We start from the raw sequence: 15,609 nt of genomic DNA, 5'->3' as shown, positions 1-15,609 counted from the left end.
GGGCACCTCCCCGCCGGTGGCCGGGGGATAACGGTGCAGCCTTGCGGACACTCCTACGGTCCCTTACTGGCATCCAACCATGCCCACTCGGACGGCCGCTCATTACCCATGGGTTACCCAGGTGGGACGGGCACCACTCTGTCACGTCCGCCCCTGGCCAGAACCCTTGCCAGGCATTCCACGACCTCGGGCTGGTAATCGTGCCCGGTGCCCAGGCGGAGCCGCTCCAGAGCGGCCAGTGAGCCACCCGGGTGACGGCTTCCGCCGACCAGATCGTCGTACGCATTCACCGTACGCACGATCCGGGCCGGTGTGGGCTGCTCGCGGTACGGATCCGCCTGCCGCTCCACCACCACGGCGACCTCGGCGGGCACTCCGGTCTGCCGGGCCACCTCCCCGCCCAGCTCGGCGATCCGGCGGGCCTCGTCATCGGGCAGCTCGGCCGTGGCCCCGTCCGGGACCGGGTCGACGAGGGAGAGCTGCCCGATGTCGTGCATGAGGGCGGCGTACTCCAGCACGGTGAGCTCCCGCTCGGAGAGGCCCAGCTCCCGGCCGACGGCGCAGCTCAGGGCGGCCACCCGGCGGGAGTGGCCCGGCCGGGTGCAGCCGGCGATCTCGGTGGCGCGGGCCAGGGAGGTGATGGTCTGGCGGTAGGTGGTGCGGATCGCGGTGATCCGGTGGAAGGACAGCTGGGTCAGCAGCAGGGGCACGCTGAAGACGGGTACGGCCCACAGGCCCGCGACGGCGGTGCCGAGCGCCATCACGACCCCGGTGGCGCAGATCGCCGAGCCGATGCCGAGCTGGGCGCGCAGCTCGTCGCGCAGCAGGGGGCCGTACGGCCAGCCGGTCCGGGCCCCGGCCAGGGCGGCGGCGAGCACGGCGTCGCACAGGGCGGTGAGGCCCAGCAGGAAGAGCAGGAAGAGGACGAGGTACGGGCCCTGGCCGACCCGTTCCTCCAGTCGGCCCGAGTTGTAGAGCGGCTGGAAACAGACGGCGGCGAAGGTCACGGTGAGCACTCGGCGGGACAGGTGGTCGAGGGCGGGTCCGCGGCCGCGGGCGATGTGCGGGACGATCCCGGCGAGGGCGGCCGCGACGACGACCGCGACGATCTGGAGCACCCCGTGGTGGGTGGGCTGCCCGGCGCTCGGGCCGAGCAGGGCGTAGGCGAGGGCTCCGGCGGAGGCGAGCGGTGCGGGGTGGCGCCCCCGCGGGTCCTGGCGGCCGCGGCGGGCGAGCTCGCCGATGGTGACCAGGGCGCCGAAGGCCAGGGCGGCGCCGGGCTCGGCGACGCCGTACCACAGGGTGTGGGCGAGGCCGGCGACGGTGAGCACGGCCGCGGCTCCCCGCACCGTCCACACGGCGAGGGTCCTCATCCGCCCGCCCCGGCGCCACCGGCGTCACGGGCCGCTTCCTGCCGCGTCCGCCCGGCGGGGACACCGGGCCGCTCCGGCACCGGCGCCTCCTCGTCCGCGGCGGGGGCCCCCGCCGGGATCACCTGGAGGTCCTCGTCCGAGGTCACCACCGGGTGCCAGCCGGTCCGGCCGATCGCGTCGACCAGCGCCCGCACCATCGCCGGGTCGAACTGCGCCCCCGCACAGCGTTCCAGCTCGGCCAGGGCGGTGGGCACCGGCCGGGCCCGGCTGTAGGAGCGGGTCGAGGTCATCGCGTCGAAGGCGTCGGCCACCGCCACCACCCGGGCCAGCACCGGGATCTGCTCGCCGGCCAGCCCGTACGGGTAGCCGGAGCCGTCGACCCGCTCGTGGTGGTGCAGGATCGCGGACCGGGCCTCCCCCAGGAAGCCGATGCCGCGCACCATCTCGTGCCCGTACTCGGGGTGCAGCTCGATGATCCGGCGCTCCTGCGGGGTGAGCGGTCCGTCCTTGCGCAGCAGCCGGGTGGGCACGCCGAGTTTGCCGACGTCGTGCAGGATCCCGGCGATGCGCACCGTCTCCAGCCGGTCCTCGGACATGCCCAGCTCGCGGGCGATCATCGCGGAGGCCTGGCCGACCCGTTCGCTGTGGCCGCGCGTGTAGCGGTCCTTGATGTCGACGGCCTGGACGAGGGCGCGGATGGTGGCCCGGTGGGCGCCGTGCTCGCGGTGGTACTGGGCGAAGACCCAGCAGGAGATGTACATCGGCAGCAGGACGAGCAGCGCGGCCGGGAGCCCGTAGGGGCTGCGCCACATGACGGCCATCATCAGTCCGGCAAGGCCGTGGACGCAGTGCGGGGCGAGGGACCGGGTCGCGAGTCCGCGCCAGGCGGTGGCGGCCGGGCGGCGTTCGGCGACGGCCAGGATGCCGCCGTCGAGGGCGGTGAGCACCAGGCAGAAGGCGACGGCCACGGCCGCCGCGGGCACCAGTACGTAGGGGAAGTCGGCGAGCCCTCCGGGGGGTCCGGATCCGGCGGCGGGCCCGCCGCCGAGTGCGGCCGGGCCGCGCAGCAGCCCGTACGTCTGCCCCGCGACCCAAGCGGCTGTCGCGTGCTGCGCGGCGTGCCACACGCGGCGCACCCCGGCGGGCCGCTGGACCACGGTCCCCGCGAAGGCGCCGGGCAGGGCCACGAGCGCGGCGGCGGCGGGCGGCAGCAGGAAGACTGCGGCGAGCACCACGGGGAAGAAGGAGCCGATGCCCTCGGGCACCCGGCTGCCCAGCGGGCAGACGCGGACGAGTTCGCAGCCGAGGTAGAGGACGGCGAGCACGGACACGGTCGCCCAGGGCGTACCGGAATCCGTCAGGGCGGGGGCGACGCAGGCGGCGGCCGTGAGGACGGCGCAGAGGATGTAGGCGCGCGCCCCCGGCGGAAGTGCCCGCATGGCGCTCTCCTCCCCTGTGCCGTGCACACCGGATGCCGAATCGAACCAGCACCGAATGGGGAGAATAGGTGGGGCCCGGAGCGCGGCGGGCCACATTTCCGTATTGCGCCATGCGGACGCCCCCGGATTAGCACATTCGGGTGAACGAAGTGCTCTTCCGGGGGCGGATGTTCCCTCGCGGGGCCGGTTACCGATCACCGGTCACCGATCACCGGTCACCGAAGGCGGAAACCGAGTCGGGTCAGCCGGGTGCGGGATTGTCGGCGGTGACGTCGTGGTCGGGCACCGCCTGGCCGGACCGGATCAGCTCGATCCGGCCCATGACCTTCGACCGCAGGTCGGTGGGCACGTCGTCCGACCCGCAGCAGCGCTTCACCAGCTTCTTCACGGCCTGTTCCAGGCCGTACTTCTCCAGGCAGGGATTGCACTCGCCGAAGTGCGTCTCGAACTTCGTGCAGTCACCTTCCGGCATCTCCTGGTCGAGAAACTCGTACAGGTGATCCAGAACCTCAGAGCACTCTGTCTCGTGCGGCTCTCCGCAGCTCATGAGCCCGAGCCTTTCCGGTCGTTCGACTCTCCCGCGCCCGCGGGAACCAGCCCGCGCTCACGGGCATAGTCCTCCAGCATTCCGCGGAGTTGACGGCGGCCACGGTGCAGTCGCGACATGACCGTACCGATGGGTGTACCCATGATGTCCGCGATCTCCTTGTACGCAAAGCCCTCTACGTCGGCAAGGTAGACCGCGATGCGGAACTCCTCCGGAATGGCCTGCAGGGCTTCCTTCACATCCGAATCGGGCAGGTGGTCGAGCGCCTGCGACTCGGCGGACCGCAGACCGGTCGACATGTGCGACTCGGCGCGCGCCAGCTGCCAGTCCTCAATCTCCTCCGCGGCGCTGCGCTGCGGCTCGCGCTGCTTCTTGCGGTAGGAGTTGATGAACGTGTTGGTCAGAATGCGGTACAGCCACGCCTTCAGGTTGGTGCCCTCGCGGAACTGGTGGAAGGACGCGTATGCCTTCGCGTACGTCTCCTGGACCAGGTCCTCGGCGTCGGCCGGATTGCGCGTCATGCGCAGCGCGGCCGAGTACATCTGGTCGAGGTAGCCGAGGGCGTCCCGTTCGAAGCGCGCATTGCGCTCCAGGGTCGTCTCCTCCGCGTGGCCTTCGTCGGTCCCAGCGACAGGACCCACCTCCTCCGACAGCGTGGCGGCTCCGAAAGCGGATCCGCTCGAATCGGAGAATAGTCGACCTTCCCGGCCCTCCGCCGCCCGAAGCGGGCTGCGCTTGGGTGCGGGCAGAACGGTCCAGTCCAGGTCAGCGGCCTGCCGACGGTTCTGGCTGATGACCTGGGTCATGCGCTCCCTCTCCTCCGACGAGTTTCCCTACGTTCCGACATTCGAGACAACAGAGGGGACGGGCGGCGCATTCCCGGGCACCGGGCGGGTTCTCGGCTCACGCCCGGTGCCGGGGGTGAGCCCTCACACCGGGAGCCGCTCGAGCCAGCGCGCCACCGCATCGGTGATCGTCAGGAGCGCAGCCTCCTGGGTGGTGTCCGCCTTTTTCGGCACCGCGAAGCCGTGGTCCCCGTACGCCACCTCCACCAGCTCGTACGGGTCCCGTACGCCCGGCTCCGGGAACTCCTCGGGCCGTCCGAAGGGGTCCCGGCCGCCCTGGACCACCAGGGTCGGCCGCCCGGCGCCGGTGAGCTCCCCGGCGCGGGACTTCTCCGGCCTGCCCGGCGGGTGCAGCGGGAACGCGAGCGCCAGCACCCCGGCGGCGCCCAGCTCTGCGGCGGTCCGGCAGGCCACCCGGGCCCCGGCGCTGCGCCCGCCCGCGACCACCGGCAGCCCGGGCGCAGCGAGCGCCGGCCACAGCCCGCGCCAGCCCTCGTCCAGCACCTTGGGCGCGGCGGCGACCTTCTTCCCGGCGACCCGCCAGGGCTGTTCGACCAGGGCCACCGTGATCCCGCGGGCGGGCAGGGCCGCGGCCAGCGCCTGGAGGTCCCGGGCCTCGATCCCGCCGCCGGCGCCGTGGCTCACGGCGAGCACGAGCCTCGGCTTCGGCGTCGCCGCCCGGTGCCAGGTGATGCGGGCCTCGCCCGCCGTGGTGTCGACGCTCTCGGTACGCGTGGTCATGCGTCCCATCCTGCCGGGCGGGACCCGTGCGGGGCGGCCTAGAAGAGGGTGGCCTCCTCCGGCGCGGCGAGCTCCGTCAGCAGCTCGGGGCCGTTGTTGCGCACGCTGCTCACGGCCGTGGACACCGGGTAGGCCCGCATCAGCCCGCCGGGCGGCGGCGCCAGCAGGTCCCGCAGGGAGCCCTCGGTGTCGGTGTTCGCGGGGTCCAGCCAGGCGTCCCAGCGGTCCGGGGTCAGCATCAGCGGCATCCGCGGGTGGATCTCGCAGAGCGAGCGCGGTCCCTCGGCGGGGGCCACGCCCAGGGGGCCGGTCTCGGCCTCGGTGCTGATCACCGAGCAGGTGACCCACCAGGCGAGCGGGTGCTCGTCGGGCAGGGTCCGGTCGCGCCAGAACTCGTATATCCCGGCCATGGCGAAGACGGACCCGTCGGCTGGCAGGACGAAGTAGGGCTGCTTGCGGGACCGCTTCTTCTTGCCCTCGACCTCCAACTGCCGCTCGTCGTGGGCGGTGACCCACTCGTAGTAGCCGTCGGCGGGGACGATGCAGCGGCGCTGAGCGAAGGGCCGGCGGAAGGAGGGCTTCTCGTGGAGGGTCTCGGACCGGGCGTTGATCATCCGGGCCGCGCCGTCGGGGTTCTGGGCCCAGGAGGGGACCAGCCCCCATTTCAGGGTGCGCAGCTGGCGAACCGGACGGGGGTGCGAAGCGTCTTTGAGGGGACGGTCGAGGACGACGTGGACCTCTTTGGTCGGCGCCACGTTGAAGTCGGGGGCCAGGGCCTCCTCCGGCTCCCACTTCTCGATGCCGAAGGCCTCCACGAGGTCCTCGGGCCCACGACTCGCCGCATACCGTCCGCACATGGCTGCCACACTGCCATGTCACCCCCGGCCACCGCTGGGTGGTGCCCCTGTACACCACCGCGAGGAGTCCGCCACCTTATGGACAGCAGCACGACGGCCGGTCTGTGGGACCGGCTCACGGGCATACAGGCCGCGCCCGACCGGTGGCTGGTGATCGCGACGGGGCTGGTTGCCATGGCCGCCGTGGGCCCCCGCCCGCTGTGGCGGCTGTCGCGCAACGCGATCACCATCGCGCACGAGGGCGGGCACGGCCTGCTGGCGCTGCTGACCGGGCGGCGCCTGAGCGGGATACGGCTGCACTCGGACACCAGCGGGGTCACCGTCAGCCGGGGCAGGCCGACCGGGCTGGGGATGATCCTGACCGCCGCGGGCGGGTACACGGCGCCCTCGCTGCTCGGGCTGGGCGGCGCGGCGCTGCTCTCCGCGCACCGGATCACGCTGCTGCTGTGGGTGGCCACCGCCCTGCTGCTGGCGATGCTGGTGATGATCCGGAACGCGTACGGGGCGCTGACGGTCGTCCTGACCGGAGGAACCTTCCTGCTGGTGTCCTGGCTGACCCCGGCCGAGGTGCAGGCCGGCTTCGTGTACCTGGTGGTGTGGTTCCTGCTGCTCGGCGGCGTCCGGCCGGTGTTCGAGCTGGGAGCCAAGCGCCGGGGCGGCGGGGCACCCGATTCCGACGCCGACCAGCTCGGTCGGCTCACCCACCTGCACCCGGTGGTGTGGCTGCTCTTCTTCCACGTCGTCGCCCTGTGCTCGCTGATCGGCGGAGCACGCTGGCTGCTCGACCTCTGACCGCTCCCTGAGACGGGACCGGCATCAAGATCTGGGGCCGGGGGAAGCCATTAAAGTGGGGGCCATGACCGAGACCCCCGCGCTCCCTGCCCTCTGGCCCGCTCCGCTCGCCGATGGGACCGTCCACGCCACCGTCACGGTGCCGGGATCCAAATCGGTCACCAACCGGGCCCTCGTACTCGCCGCGCTCGCCTCCGAGCCCGGCTGGGTGCGCCGCCCGCTGCGCTCGCGCGACTCCCGGCTGATGGCCGACGCGCTGCGCGCGATGGGCGTGGGCATCGAGGAGACCGTCTCCTCCAGCTCCGCCGGTGACGGCGCGGGCGGCGAGGCCTGGCGGGTCATCCCGGCGGCCCTGCACGGCCCGACGACCGTGGACGTCGGCAACGCGGGCACGGTCATGCGCTTCCTGCCGCCCGTCGCCACCCTCGCCGACGGCGACATCCGCTTCGACGGCGACCCGCGCTCCTACGAACGCCCCCTCGGCCAAGTCATCAGCGCCCTGCGCACCCTCGGGGCCCGCATCGACGACGACGGCCGGGGCGCGCTGCCCATGACCGTCCTGGGCGGCGGGGCCCTGGAGGGCGGCACGGTCGAGATCGACGCCAGCAACTCCTCGCAGTTCGTCTCCGCACTCCTGCTCTCCGCCCCGCGCTTCAACCAGGGCGTCGAGGTCCGGCACGTGGGCGGCAACCTGCCGTCGATGCCGCACATCCGGATGACGGTGGAGATGCTGCGCGCCGCGGGCGCCCAGGTCGACACCCCCGAGGCCGGCGGCGAGAAGGACGTCTGGCGGGTCACCCCCGGCGCGCTGCTGGGCCGCGACCTGGTCGTCGAGCCGGACCTGTCCAACGCGCAGCCCTTCCTGGCCGCGGCCCTGATCACCGGCGGTACGGTCACCGTCCCCGACTGGCCGCGCCGCACCACGCAGCCCGGTGACGCGCTGCGCCGGATCTTCACCGAGATGGGCGGCTCCTGCGAGCTGACCGACGCGGGCCTCGTCTTCACCGGCGCCGGCAAGATCCACGGCATCGACGTGGACCTGAGCGAGGTCGGCGAGCTCACCCCGGGCATCGCGGCGGTGGCGGCCCTGGCCGACTCCGAGTCGGTGCTGCGCGGTGTCGCGCACCTGCGCCTGCACGAGACGGACCGGCTGGCCGCGCTCACCAAGGAGATCAACGCGCTCGGCGGCGACGTCACCGAGACCGCCGACGGTCTGCGCATCCGGCCGCGCCGGATGCACGGCGGCGTGTTCCACACGTACGACGACCACCGCATGGCCACCGCGGGCGCGGTGATCGGCCTGGCGGTGGAGGGCGTACAGATCGAGAACGTGGCGACGACCGCGAAGACCCTGCCGGACTTCCCGAAGATGTGGACGGACATGCTCGCCGGGGACGCCGGTGGCTCCGGGGCACCCGGAGCGGGTGCGGGAGCGTAGGGCCCGTCATGCGCAGGTACGGCAAGCACACCGACGAGGACGACATCCGCCAGCGCCCGAACCCCAAGGGCAACCGGCCGCGGACCAGCATCCGGCCCAAGCACGAGGACGCGGCCGAGGGCTTCGTCCTCACCGTGGACCGCGGGCGGCTCACCTGTCTGGTCGAGAACCGCACGGTGCACGCGATGAAGGCCCGTGAACTGGGCCGCAAGGCGGCGGTCGTGGGCGATCTGGTGTGGATCGTCGGCGACCTGTCCGGCAAGAAGGACACGCTGGCCCGCATCGTGCGGATCGAGGAGCGCAAGTCCGTCCTGCGGCGCACCGCCGACGACGACGACCCCTACGAGCGGGTGGTCGTCGCCAACGCCGACCAGCTGGCCATCGTGACGGCCCTGGCCGACCCGGAGCCGCGGCCCCGCATGATCGACCGCTGCCTGGTCGCGGCGTACGACGCGGGGCTGGAGCCGCTGCTCGTGCTCACCAAGTCCGACCTGACCTCCGCGGACAAGATCCTGGAGATCTACTCCACCTTCGGCCTGAACTACGTGGTGACCAACCGCGAGGAGCTCGCCTCGGGCGACGCGGCCGACCGGGTGCGCGAGCGCCTCGACGGCCGGATCACCGCCTTCGTCGGGCACTCCGGCGTCGGCAAGACCACCCTGGTGAACTCGCTGGTCGCCGAGGGCCGCCAGCGTGCCACCGGCCACGTCAACGCGGTCACCGGCCGCGGCCGGCACACCACCACCTCGGCCCTCGCGCTGCCGCTGCCGAGCGGGGACGGCTGGGTCATCGACACCCCGGGCGTGCGCTCCTTCGGCCTGCACCACGTGGACCCGTCCCGGGTGATCCTGGCCTTCCCGGACCTGGTGCCGGGGACCGAGGAGTGCCCGCGGGCGTGCAGCCACGACGAGCAGGACTGCGCGCTCGACAAGTGGGTGGAGGACGGCCACGCGGACCCGGCGCGGCTGTATTCGCTGCGGCGGCTGCTGCAGACGCGCGAGCGCCGCGAGGGCGACTGACCGTCCGGGCGGGCTCCGGCCGCGTTTGTCGAGGGCCCTGCCTGGATAAATGCATAATCGCACCAAGTGACGCGATGTCACGTAACGCGGGGAGGCATTCGACATGGCGTGGCTGCTGGTCGTGGTCGCGGGACTCCTGGAGACCGGTTTCGCGGTCTGCCTCAAGCTCTCCCACGGTTTCACCCGGCTGTGGCCGACCGTCGCCTTCGCGTGCTTCGCGCTCGGCAGCTTCGGTCTGCTGACGCTGGCGCTCAAGAAGCTCGACGTGGGACCGGCGTACGCGGTGTGGACGGGCATCGGCGCCGCCGGGACGGCGATCTACGGCATGATCTTCCTCGGCGACCTGGTCTCCACCCTCAAACTCGTCTCGATCTCGCTGGTCATCCTCGGCGTCATCGGGCTCCAGCTGTCCGGCTCGGCACACTGAGCATCCTGCGCAGCTCGCCCGGACCCGGCTCCTCCGCCGGGGCGATCACATAGGACAGGGCGAGCCGTACCGCGAGTTCGCAGCGCTGCGGGCCCTCCCCCGGCGTCAGCGCGGCCGCCGCCCGGTCCCGGACGGCCCGGGCCAGCTCCCCGGGGCCGGGCGCGCGGCCGCCGGCGGCGGGCAGGCCCGCGTCCCAGGCACCGGTGAGCAGGGCCCGTACGAGGGGCTGGGCGCGGGCCGCCCGTACGGTCCACTCCGCGACGGCGGCGAGCCGCTCGGTGGCCTGGGCCGGGGCGGACAGGGCCCGGTCCACCCCGTCGAGGTAGCGGTCGGCCTCGCGGCGGACCAGGGCGCGGCCCAGGCCCGCCTTGCCGCCGAACTCGTTGTAGAGGGTCTGCCGGGACACCCCGGCAGAGGCGGCCACGTCGACCATCCGCACGTCGGGCCAGGGGCGCGCCGAGAGCGCCGCTCCCGCCGCCTCCAGTAAGGACTCCCGGGCTGCCGGCATCCGCGCCTCCCCGTTCGGCTCCGTCCGGTCAGAGTTGACGGGTCGCCAGATCCTGTCAAGGGCGCGTCGGGGCCGCACTGTGGACTGCGTTGGTCGGGGTCCGGGAGTCTCGATACTGTTCGGGCATGTCCGAGTATGACGATGACCTGCGCCTTGCCCTCGAACTCGCCGACGCGGCGGACGCCGCCACGATGGAGCGGTTCCGCGCCCTCGACCTGAAGGTCGAGACGAAGCCGGACATGACCCCGGTGAGCGAGGCGGACAAGGCGGCCGAGGAGATCATCCGGGCCGGTATCGCGGCCGCCCGGCCCGACGACGCCATCCTGGGCGAGGAGTACGGGCTCAAAGGCAGCGGTCCGCGCCGCTGGGTCGTGGACCCGATCGACGGCACCAAGAACTACGTGCGCGGGGTCCCGGTCTGGGCGACGCTGATCTCCCTGATGACCGAGGGCGAGGACGGCGGGTTCCGCCCGGTGGTGGGCGTGGTGTCCGCGCCGGCGCTGGGCCGCCGCTGGTGGGCGACCCGCGGCGGCGGCGCGTACGCGGGCGGCGCGCTCGGCGGGACGACGGCCATCGGCGTGTCCGAGGTGGCCGGACTGGGCGACGCCTCGTTCGCGTACTCCTCCCTCAGCGGCTGGGAGGAGCAGGGCCGGCTCGCCGGCTTCCTGGACCTGGCGCGCGCATGCTGGCGCACCCGCGGCTACGGCGACTTCTGGCCGTACATGATGGTCGCCGAAGGCTCGCTGGACCTGTGCGCGGAGCCGGAGCTGAACCTGTGGGACATGGCGGCCATCGCGGTCGTGGTCCAGGAGGCGGGCGGCCGTTTCACCAGCCTCGACGGGGTGGACGGGGTGCACGGCGGGAACGCCGCGGCCTCGAACGGCCTGCTCCACGAGGAGATGCTGGGCCTGCTGCGCCCGCGCTCCTGAGCCGGCCGCGACACCCCCTGGCGCTGTTCGCGCGCCCTTGCACGCCTCCTTGTCGGCCCTGCGGGTCCATGGGAATCTGATACTCCCCACGCTTGTGCGCTTGTGAAGCGTTTCTCTTGAGGCGGCTCCTCAGGCACACCCACCCAGGCGGGGGGACTCACCCCAGGAGGTGGCTCTCTTCATGCTCGTCCGTGACGCCATGAGCACCGTGATCCTCACCCTCGGACCCGCACACACCCTCCGGCAGGCGGCCTGCCTGATGTCCGGCCGGCGCGTCGGCGCGGCCGTCGTCCTCGACCCCGACCACAGCGGAATCGGCATCCTGACCGAGCGCGACATCCTCAACTCCATCGGCGCGGGCCACGATCCGGACCGGGAGTCCGTGGGCGCGCACACCACCAACAACGTCGTGTTCTGTACCCCTGAGGCCACCGTGCAGGAAGCCGCCGAGGCAATGGCGCACGGCGGTTTCCGGCACCTGATCGTGCTGGAGCACGGCGGACCGGTCGGCATCGTGTCCGTACGGGACGTCATCCGCTGCTGGGCGCCGGCGCGGCGCACGGTCCCCGCCTGAAACGACGCCGGGCCGCAGCCCTCCGAGGAGGGCTGCGGCCCGGCGTCCTGCGACGGCAAGCGCTCCGTGTCAGCCGCGGAGGGCCTGGACCGCGGCCTCGAGCCGCTTGCCGAAGTCACCGTCCGCCTGGCGGAAGTTGTCGATCGCACGCTCGACGATGTCGTCGCGGGAGACCTTCGCGATGAAGCCGGACAGGTTCTCGATCAGGCGGGCCTTCTCGTCCTGCGAGTACAGGCGGTAGAGGTTGCCGGCCTGGACGAAGTCGGTGTCCTCGCTGTGGACGGCGGCGGCGTGGTTGCCCGTGCCACCGGTGACGTCGATGGGCTGCCACAGCGGGCGGTCCGTCTGGTGCGGGCCGCCGAAGGAGTTCGGCTCGTAGTTCTTCGCGCCCTTGTGGCGGCCGTCGTACAGGTGGCCGTCGCGGGAGTTGGTGCGCGCCTCGGTGGCGTGCGGGCGGTTCACCGGCAGGTGGTCGGCGTTGATGCCGACGCGGTAGCGGTGGGCGTCGCCGTAGCCGAAGAGGCGGCCCTGGAGCATCTTGTCCGGGGAGGGACCGATACCGGGGACGAAGTGCGCCGGCGAGAAGATCGACTGCTCGACCTCGGCGAAGACGTTCTCCGGGTTGCGGTTGAGCTCCAGCTTGCCGATCTCGATCGGCGGGTAGTCCTCGTGCGGCCACACCTTGGTGAGGTCGAACGGGTTGAAGCGGTACTGGGCCGCCTCGGCCGCGGGCATGATCTGGACCTGCACGGTCCAGGTCGGGAAGTCGCCGCGCTCGATGGACTCGCGCAGGTCGCGCTGGTGCGAGTCGGGGTCCTCACCGGCGAGGGCGTTGGCCTCGGCCTGGGTGAGGTTCTTGATGCCCTGGTCGGTCTTGAAGTGGTACTTGACCCAGAAGACCTCGCCGGCCTCGTTGTTCCACTGGAACGTGTGCGAGCCGTAGCCGTTCATGTGGCGGTAGGACGCCGGGATGCCGCGGTCGCCGAACAGCCAGGTCACCTGGTGGGTCGACTCGGGCGACAGACCCCAGAAGTCCCAGACGTTGTCCGCCTCCTGCGAGCCCGTGTACGGGTCGCGCTTCTGGGTGTGGATGAAGTCGGGGAACTTGATGGCGTCCTTGATGAAGAACACCGGGGTGTTGTTGCCGACGAGGTCGTAGTTGCCCTCTTCGGTGTAGAACTTCAGCGCCCAGCCGCGGGGGTCACGGACGGCGTCGGCGCTGCCGAGGTTGCCGGCGACGGTGGAGAAGCGCAGGAAGGTCTCGGTCTTCTTGCCGACCTGGGACAGGAACGCGGCCCGGGTCCACTGCGATACGTCGCGGGTCAGCGTGAAGGTGCCGTAGGCACCGGCGCCGCGGGCGTGCACCACGCGCTCCGGGATGCGCTCGCGGTTGAAGTGCGCGAGCTTTTCCAGCAGCAGCTGGTCCTGGACCAGTACGGGGCCGCCGACACCGGCGGTCTCGCTGTTCTGGTTGTCGGCGACCGGCGCTCCGGCCTCCGTGGTGAGCGGTCCCTGCGTCACGTGCGCCTCCTGCGTCATCCCTGCATGTCCTGTCCTTGGCGTTTGCCGTACACGATCCTACGATGGACTTTGTCTAAGTCAAGTAAGCATCCAATTCCGCACTGATTCGGGAGTTACACCGAATCCCCTCACTGTTAGGCTGATGTCTATGAGTGACCTGCTGGATCGACTTCGCGGACGCGGCTGGCGCATGACGGCGCAGCGGCGCGTCGTGGCCGAGGTGCTCGACGGTGACCACGTACACCTGACGGCCGACGAGGTGCACGCGCTCGCGGTGGCCAAACTGCCCGAGATCTCGCGTGCGACCGTCTACAACACCCTGGGCGAGCTCGTCACCCTCGGTGAGGTCCTGGAGGTCTCCACGGACCGCCGCGCCAAGCGGTACGACCCCAACGCCCACCGGCCCCACCAGCACCTGGTCTGCGCCCAGTGCGGCGCGATCCGCGATGTGCACCCGGCGGGCAATCCGCTGGCCGACCTGCCCGACACCGAGCGCTTCGGCTTCACGGTCTCGGCGGTCGAGGTGACGTACCGCGGCGTGTGCCCGAACTGCGCCGCCGCCTGAGCATCCGCACGCGCGAAGGGCCCGGACCCCCTGGGGGTCCGGGCCCTTCCGCATTCGACTTCTGTTCGCGCTCTTGGCAGACGGAAACGACTCAGGGCCCGTATCCATTGGATCCGGGCCCTAAGCCTTCAGTAGCGGGGACAGGATTTGAACCTGCGACCTCTGGGTTATGAGCCCAGCGAGCTACCGAGCTGCTCCACCCCGCGTCGGTAAACCCAACGTTACGTGAAGGCCCCCGGCAGATGCAAATCGGTTAACCGGCCAGTCCGCGGTGCAGCAGTGAGGTCAGCGTCTCCACCACCTCGTCGTCGTCGAGCCCGGCCCCGCCGGTCATGGCGGCATACCCCAGCATCGAGATCATCGCCCCCATCGCCGCGGCGACCAGCTCGGGGTCCCCGGGCAGTTCACGGCCCTGTTCGCGCATGTACGCGAGGTGCTCGCGCAGCGGTGCGGTGTCCCCGAGAAGCCGATCCCAGGCCTGGCCCGAGCCGGGCGGCTCGGCCATGGACTTCTGGAAGAGGGCGACCACGACGGGCAGGTGGTCGCGGAAGACGCGCCAGGTGACGGCCACATGGGTACGCAGCTGCGCACGGTCGGCGAGGTCGTGCTCGCGGGGGTGGTCGTGAGCGCCGACCTCCACGTCCACCTGGGCCCCCATGTCCGCGAGCAGCGCGTCCAGCAGTTCGTCCTTGCCGGCGAAGTGCTCGTAGAACGAGCCGGTGGACCGGCCGGCGGCCTTGGTGATGTCGGTGATCTTCGTCTGCGCGTAGCCCCGCTCCAGGAAGAGCGCCCGCGCCGCCTCCTTGAGCGCCGCCTCCGTGCCGGCCGCCCGCTCCTTGCGCACTCCCACTGCGATCCCCGCTCCCACTTGACGTCGCCTTCTCGGTCTCATCATACTGAATCGAGTTTCACCGAATCGAAGTTCAGTGAATGCACATTCAGCGAATGGAGTCAGGCATGCGTGTGTCAGTCATCGGGGGCGGAGTGGCCGGAGCGGCGAGCGCGGTCGCGCTGCGCCGCGCCACCGGCGCGGAGGTCACGGTCCACGAGGCGTACGAGGACCCGGCCGGCCAGGTGGGCTCGTTCCTGAGCCTCGCCGTCAACGGGCTGCGGGGACTGGAGGCGCTGGGCTGCCTCCCGGCGGTCCAGGCCGCCGGGTTCCCGGTCGCCCTCCAGCGGATGTGGTCCTCCTCGGGCAAGCTCCTCGGGGAGGTGCCCCGCGGCCGGCGCGCCTCGGACAGCCTGCACAGCACGACCCTGCTGCGCGGGCGGCTGGTGGAGGTGCTGCGCGCCGAGGCGGTACGCGCCGGCGCCCGGATCGAGACGGGGCGGCGGGTGGACCCGGCGGACCTGGACGCGGACCTGGTGGTGGCGGCCGACGGCATCTGGTCCGCCACCCGCACCTCGCTGGACCCGGCGGCGCCGCAGGTCCGCTATGCGGGCCTCTACAGCGTGTCCGGGGTCTCCGAGGGCGTGCACCTCACCCCCGGCACCTACCACTTCGTCTTCGGGCGCCGCGGGGCCTTCCTCTGCGTCCCGGCCGCCGACGGCACGGTCTGGTGGTCGGCCCAGGTGCCCTCACCGGAGCCCCCGGACCCGGCGGAGGTCACCCGGGGCCTGCTGGCCGAGCTGTACGGCAAGGAGGAGCTGCCGCTCTCCCTGATCCGGGCGGCGACCCGCGTCGACCGCCCGATGCCGATGCACCGGCTGCCGGACGTGCCCGTCTGGCACGACGGGCGCACCGTACTGATCGGCGACGCGGCCCACCCGGTGGGGGCCGGGCAGGGCGCGTCGATGGCGATCGAGGACGCGGTGGCCCTGGCGCGCTGCGTGGAGGACGGGCCGGACGTGGCCGGCGCCCTGGCCGAGTACACCCGCCTACGCCGCCCCCGGGTGGCCCGGATGACCCGGACCGCGGCGACCAACCGCGACTCGAAGACCCCTGGCACGGTGCAGCGCCGCGTCAACGACCTGCTGATGCCGCTGGCCTTCCGGCACGTCTACGCCCGCTCCACCTCCTGGCTCTACCGCTGA

General features: G+C 72.2%; 17 protein-coding genes and 1 tRNA gene. 8 read left to right on the top strand and 10 right to left on the bottom strand.

The window, feature by feature from the left end; translation table 11 throughout:
- Positions 1-113: 113 nt before the first annotated feature.
- The 6 genes from ACIQZO_RS16630 to ACIQZO_RS16605 form a co-directional block, all read right to left on the bottom strand.
- Positions 114-1,373, bottom strand: a complete 1,260-nt coding sequence (locus tag ACIQZO_RS16630; protein ID WP_403626311.1) for an HD-GYP domain-containing protein — start codon at positions 1,371-1,373, stop codon at positions 114-116.
- Positions 1,370-2,812 carry an HD-GYP domain-containing protein gene (locus ACIQZO_RS16625; protein ID WP_403626308.1) on the bottom strand — a complete coding sequence of 481 codons (1,443 nt, stop codon included), beginning with the start codon at positions 2,810-2,812 and terminating at the stop codon, positions 1,370-1,372. Before ACIQZO_RS16625 ends, ACIQZO_RS16630 begins: the two co-directional genes overlap by 4 nt.
- Positions 2,813-3,053: 241 nt before the next feature.
- Positions 3,054-3,359, bottom strand: coding sequence for a mycothiol system anti-sigma-R factor (gene rsrA / locus ACIQZO_RS16620; RefSeq protein ID WP_403626305.1), 306 nt, complete (start codon positions 3,357-3,359; stop codon positions 3,054-3,056).
- Complete coding sequence (locus ACIQZO_RS16615; RefSeq protein WP_030385954.1) at positions 3,356-4,000, bottom strand: sigma-70 family RNA polymerase sigma factor; 645 nt, start codon at positions 3,998-4,000, stop codon at positions 3,356-3,358. Before ACIQZO_RS16615 ends, rsrA begins: the two co-directional genes overlap by 4 nt.
- A 288-nt stretch (positions 4,001-4,288) precedes the next feature.
- Positions 4,289-4,945 (bottom strand): alpha/beta family hydrolase, encoded by a 657-nt coding sequence (locus ACIQZO_RS16610; RefSeq protein ID WP_403626302.1) that lies wholly within the window; start codon positions 4,943-4,945, stop codon positions 4,289-4,291.
- 38 nt (positions 4,946-4,983) lie between these two features.
- The gene (locus ACIQZO_RS16605; protein WP_403626299.1) at positions 4,984-5,802 is read right to left on the bottom strand and encodes an SOS response-associated peptidase; all 819 of its coding nucleotides are present in this window, start codon (positions 5,800-5,802) and stop codon (positions 4,984-4,986) included.
- A gap of 78 nt (positions 5,803-5,880) precedes the next feature.
- On the opposite strand from ACIQZO_RS16605, the gene ACIQZO_RS16600 reads away from it, so the two are divergent.
- From ACIQZO_RS16600 to ACIQZO_RS16585, 4 genes are all read left to right on the top strand, one after another.
- Positions 5,881-6,594, top strand: coding sequence for a M50 family metallopeptidase (locus ACIQZO_RS16600; protein ID WP_403626296.1), 714 nt, complete (start codon positions 5,881-5,883; stop codon positions 6,592-6,594).
- Positions 6,595-6,658: 64 nt separating this feature from the next.
- Positions 6,659-8,032 (top strand): 3-phosphoshikimate 1-carboxyvinyltransferase, encoded by a 1,374-nt coding sequence (aroA, locus tag ACIQZO_RS16595; RefSeq protein WP_403626293.1) that lies wholly within the window; start codon positions 6,659-6,661, stop codon positions 8,030-8,032.
- 8 nt (positions 8,033-8,040) lie between these two features.
- Positions 8,041-9,051: a ribosome small subunit-dependent GTPase A gene (rsgA, locus tag ACIQZO_RS16590; RefSeq protein WP_403626291.1), complete on the top strand. Its 1,011-nt coding sequence runs from the start codon at positions 8,041-8,043 to the stop codon at positions 9,049-9,051.
- Positions 9,052-9,154: 103 nt separating this feature from the next.
- Positions 9,155-9,478, top strand: a complete 324-nt coding sequence (locus tag ACIQZO_RS16585; protein ID WP_150517955.1) for a multidrug efflux SMR transporter — start codon at positions 9,155-9,157, stop codon at positions 9,476-9,478.
- On the opposite strand, the gene ACIQZO_RS16580 is transcribed toward ACIQZO_RS16585, so the two are convergent.
- The gene (locus ACIQZO_RS16580; RefSeq protein WP_403626287.1) at positions 9,444-9,986 is read right to left on the bottom strand and encodes a TetR/AcrR family transcriptional regulator; all 543 of its coding nucleotides are present in this window, start codon (positions 9,984-9,986) and stop codon (positions 9,444-9,446) included. The genes ACIQZO_RS16585 and ACIQZO_RS16580 overlap by 35 nt on opposite strands.
- Positions 9,987-10,111: 125 nt before the next feature.
- Between ACIQZO_RS16580 and hisN the strand changes: the two genes are divergently transcribed.
- On the top strand, positions 10,112-10,915 hold the full coding sequence (gene hisN, locus ACIQZO_RS16575) for a histidinol-phosphatase (RefSeq protein ID WP_403626284.1): 804 nt from the start codon (positions 10,112-10,114) through the stop codon (positions 10,913-10,915).
- Positions 10,916-11,096: 181 nt separating this feature from the next.
- Positions 11,097-11,489 (top strand): CBS domain-containing protein, encoded by a 393-nt coding sequence (locus ACIQZO_RS16570; protein ID WP_052873942.1) that lies wholly within the window; start codon positions 11,097-11,099, stop codon positions 11,487-11,489.
- A gap of 69 nt (positions 11,490-11,558) precedes the next feature.
- Here ACIQZO_RS16570 and ACIQZO_RS16565 read toward each other — a convergent pair whose 3' ends face one another.
- On the bottom strand, positions 11,559-13,028 hold the full coding sequence (locus tag ACIQZO_RS16565; RefSeq protein ID WP_403626281.1) for a catalase: 1,470 nt from the start codon (positions 13,026-13,028) through the stop codon (positions 11,559-11,561).
- A gap of 130 nt (positions 13,029-13,158) precedes the next feature.
- On the opposite strand from ACIQZO_RS16565, the gene ACIQZO_RS16560 reads away from it, so the two are divergent.
- Positions 13,159-13,575, top strand: coding sequence for a Fur family transcriptional regulator (locus tag ACIQZO_RS16560; protein WP_403626278.1), 417 nt, complete (start codon positions 13,159-13,161; stop codon positions 13,573-13,575).
- Positions 13,576-13,707: 132 nt separating this feature from the next.
- Here the strand turns inward: ACIQZO_RS16560 and ACIQZO_RS16555 are convergent.
- Positions 13,708-13,781: transfer RNA gene (locus ACIQZO_RS16555), tRNA-Met, on the bottom strand.
- A gap of 47 nt (positions 13,782-13,828) precedes the next feature.
- Positions 13,829-14,425: a TetR/AcrR family transcriptional regulator gene (locus ACIQZO_RS16550; protein ID WP_403626275.1), complete on the bottom strand. Its 597-nt coding sequence runs from the start codon at positions 14,423-14,425 to the stop codon at positions 13,829-13,831.
- Positions 14,426-14,532: 107 nt separating this feature from the next.
- On the opposite strand from ACIQZO_RS16550, the gene ACIQZO_RS16545 reads away from it, so the two are divergent.
- Complete coding sequence (locus ACIQZO_RS16545; protein ID WP_403626272.1) at positions 14,533-15,609, top strand: FAD-dependent oxidoreductase; 1,077 nt, start codon at positions 14,533-14,535, stop codon at positions 15,607-15,609.

The sequence above is a fragment of the Streptomyces sp. NPDC097617 genome, assembly GCF_044761485.1.
Classification (GTDB): domain Bacteria; phylum Actinomycetota; class Actinomycetes; order Streptomycetales; family Streptomycetaceae; genus Streptomyces.
This window is presented reverse-complemented; position numbering and strand designations above follow the sequence as displayed.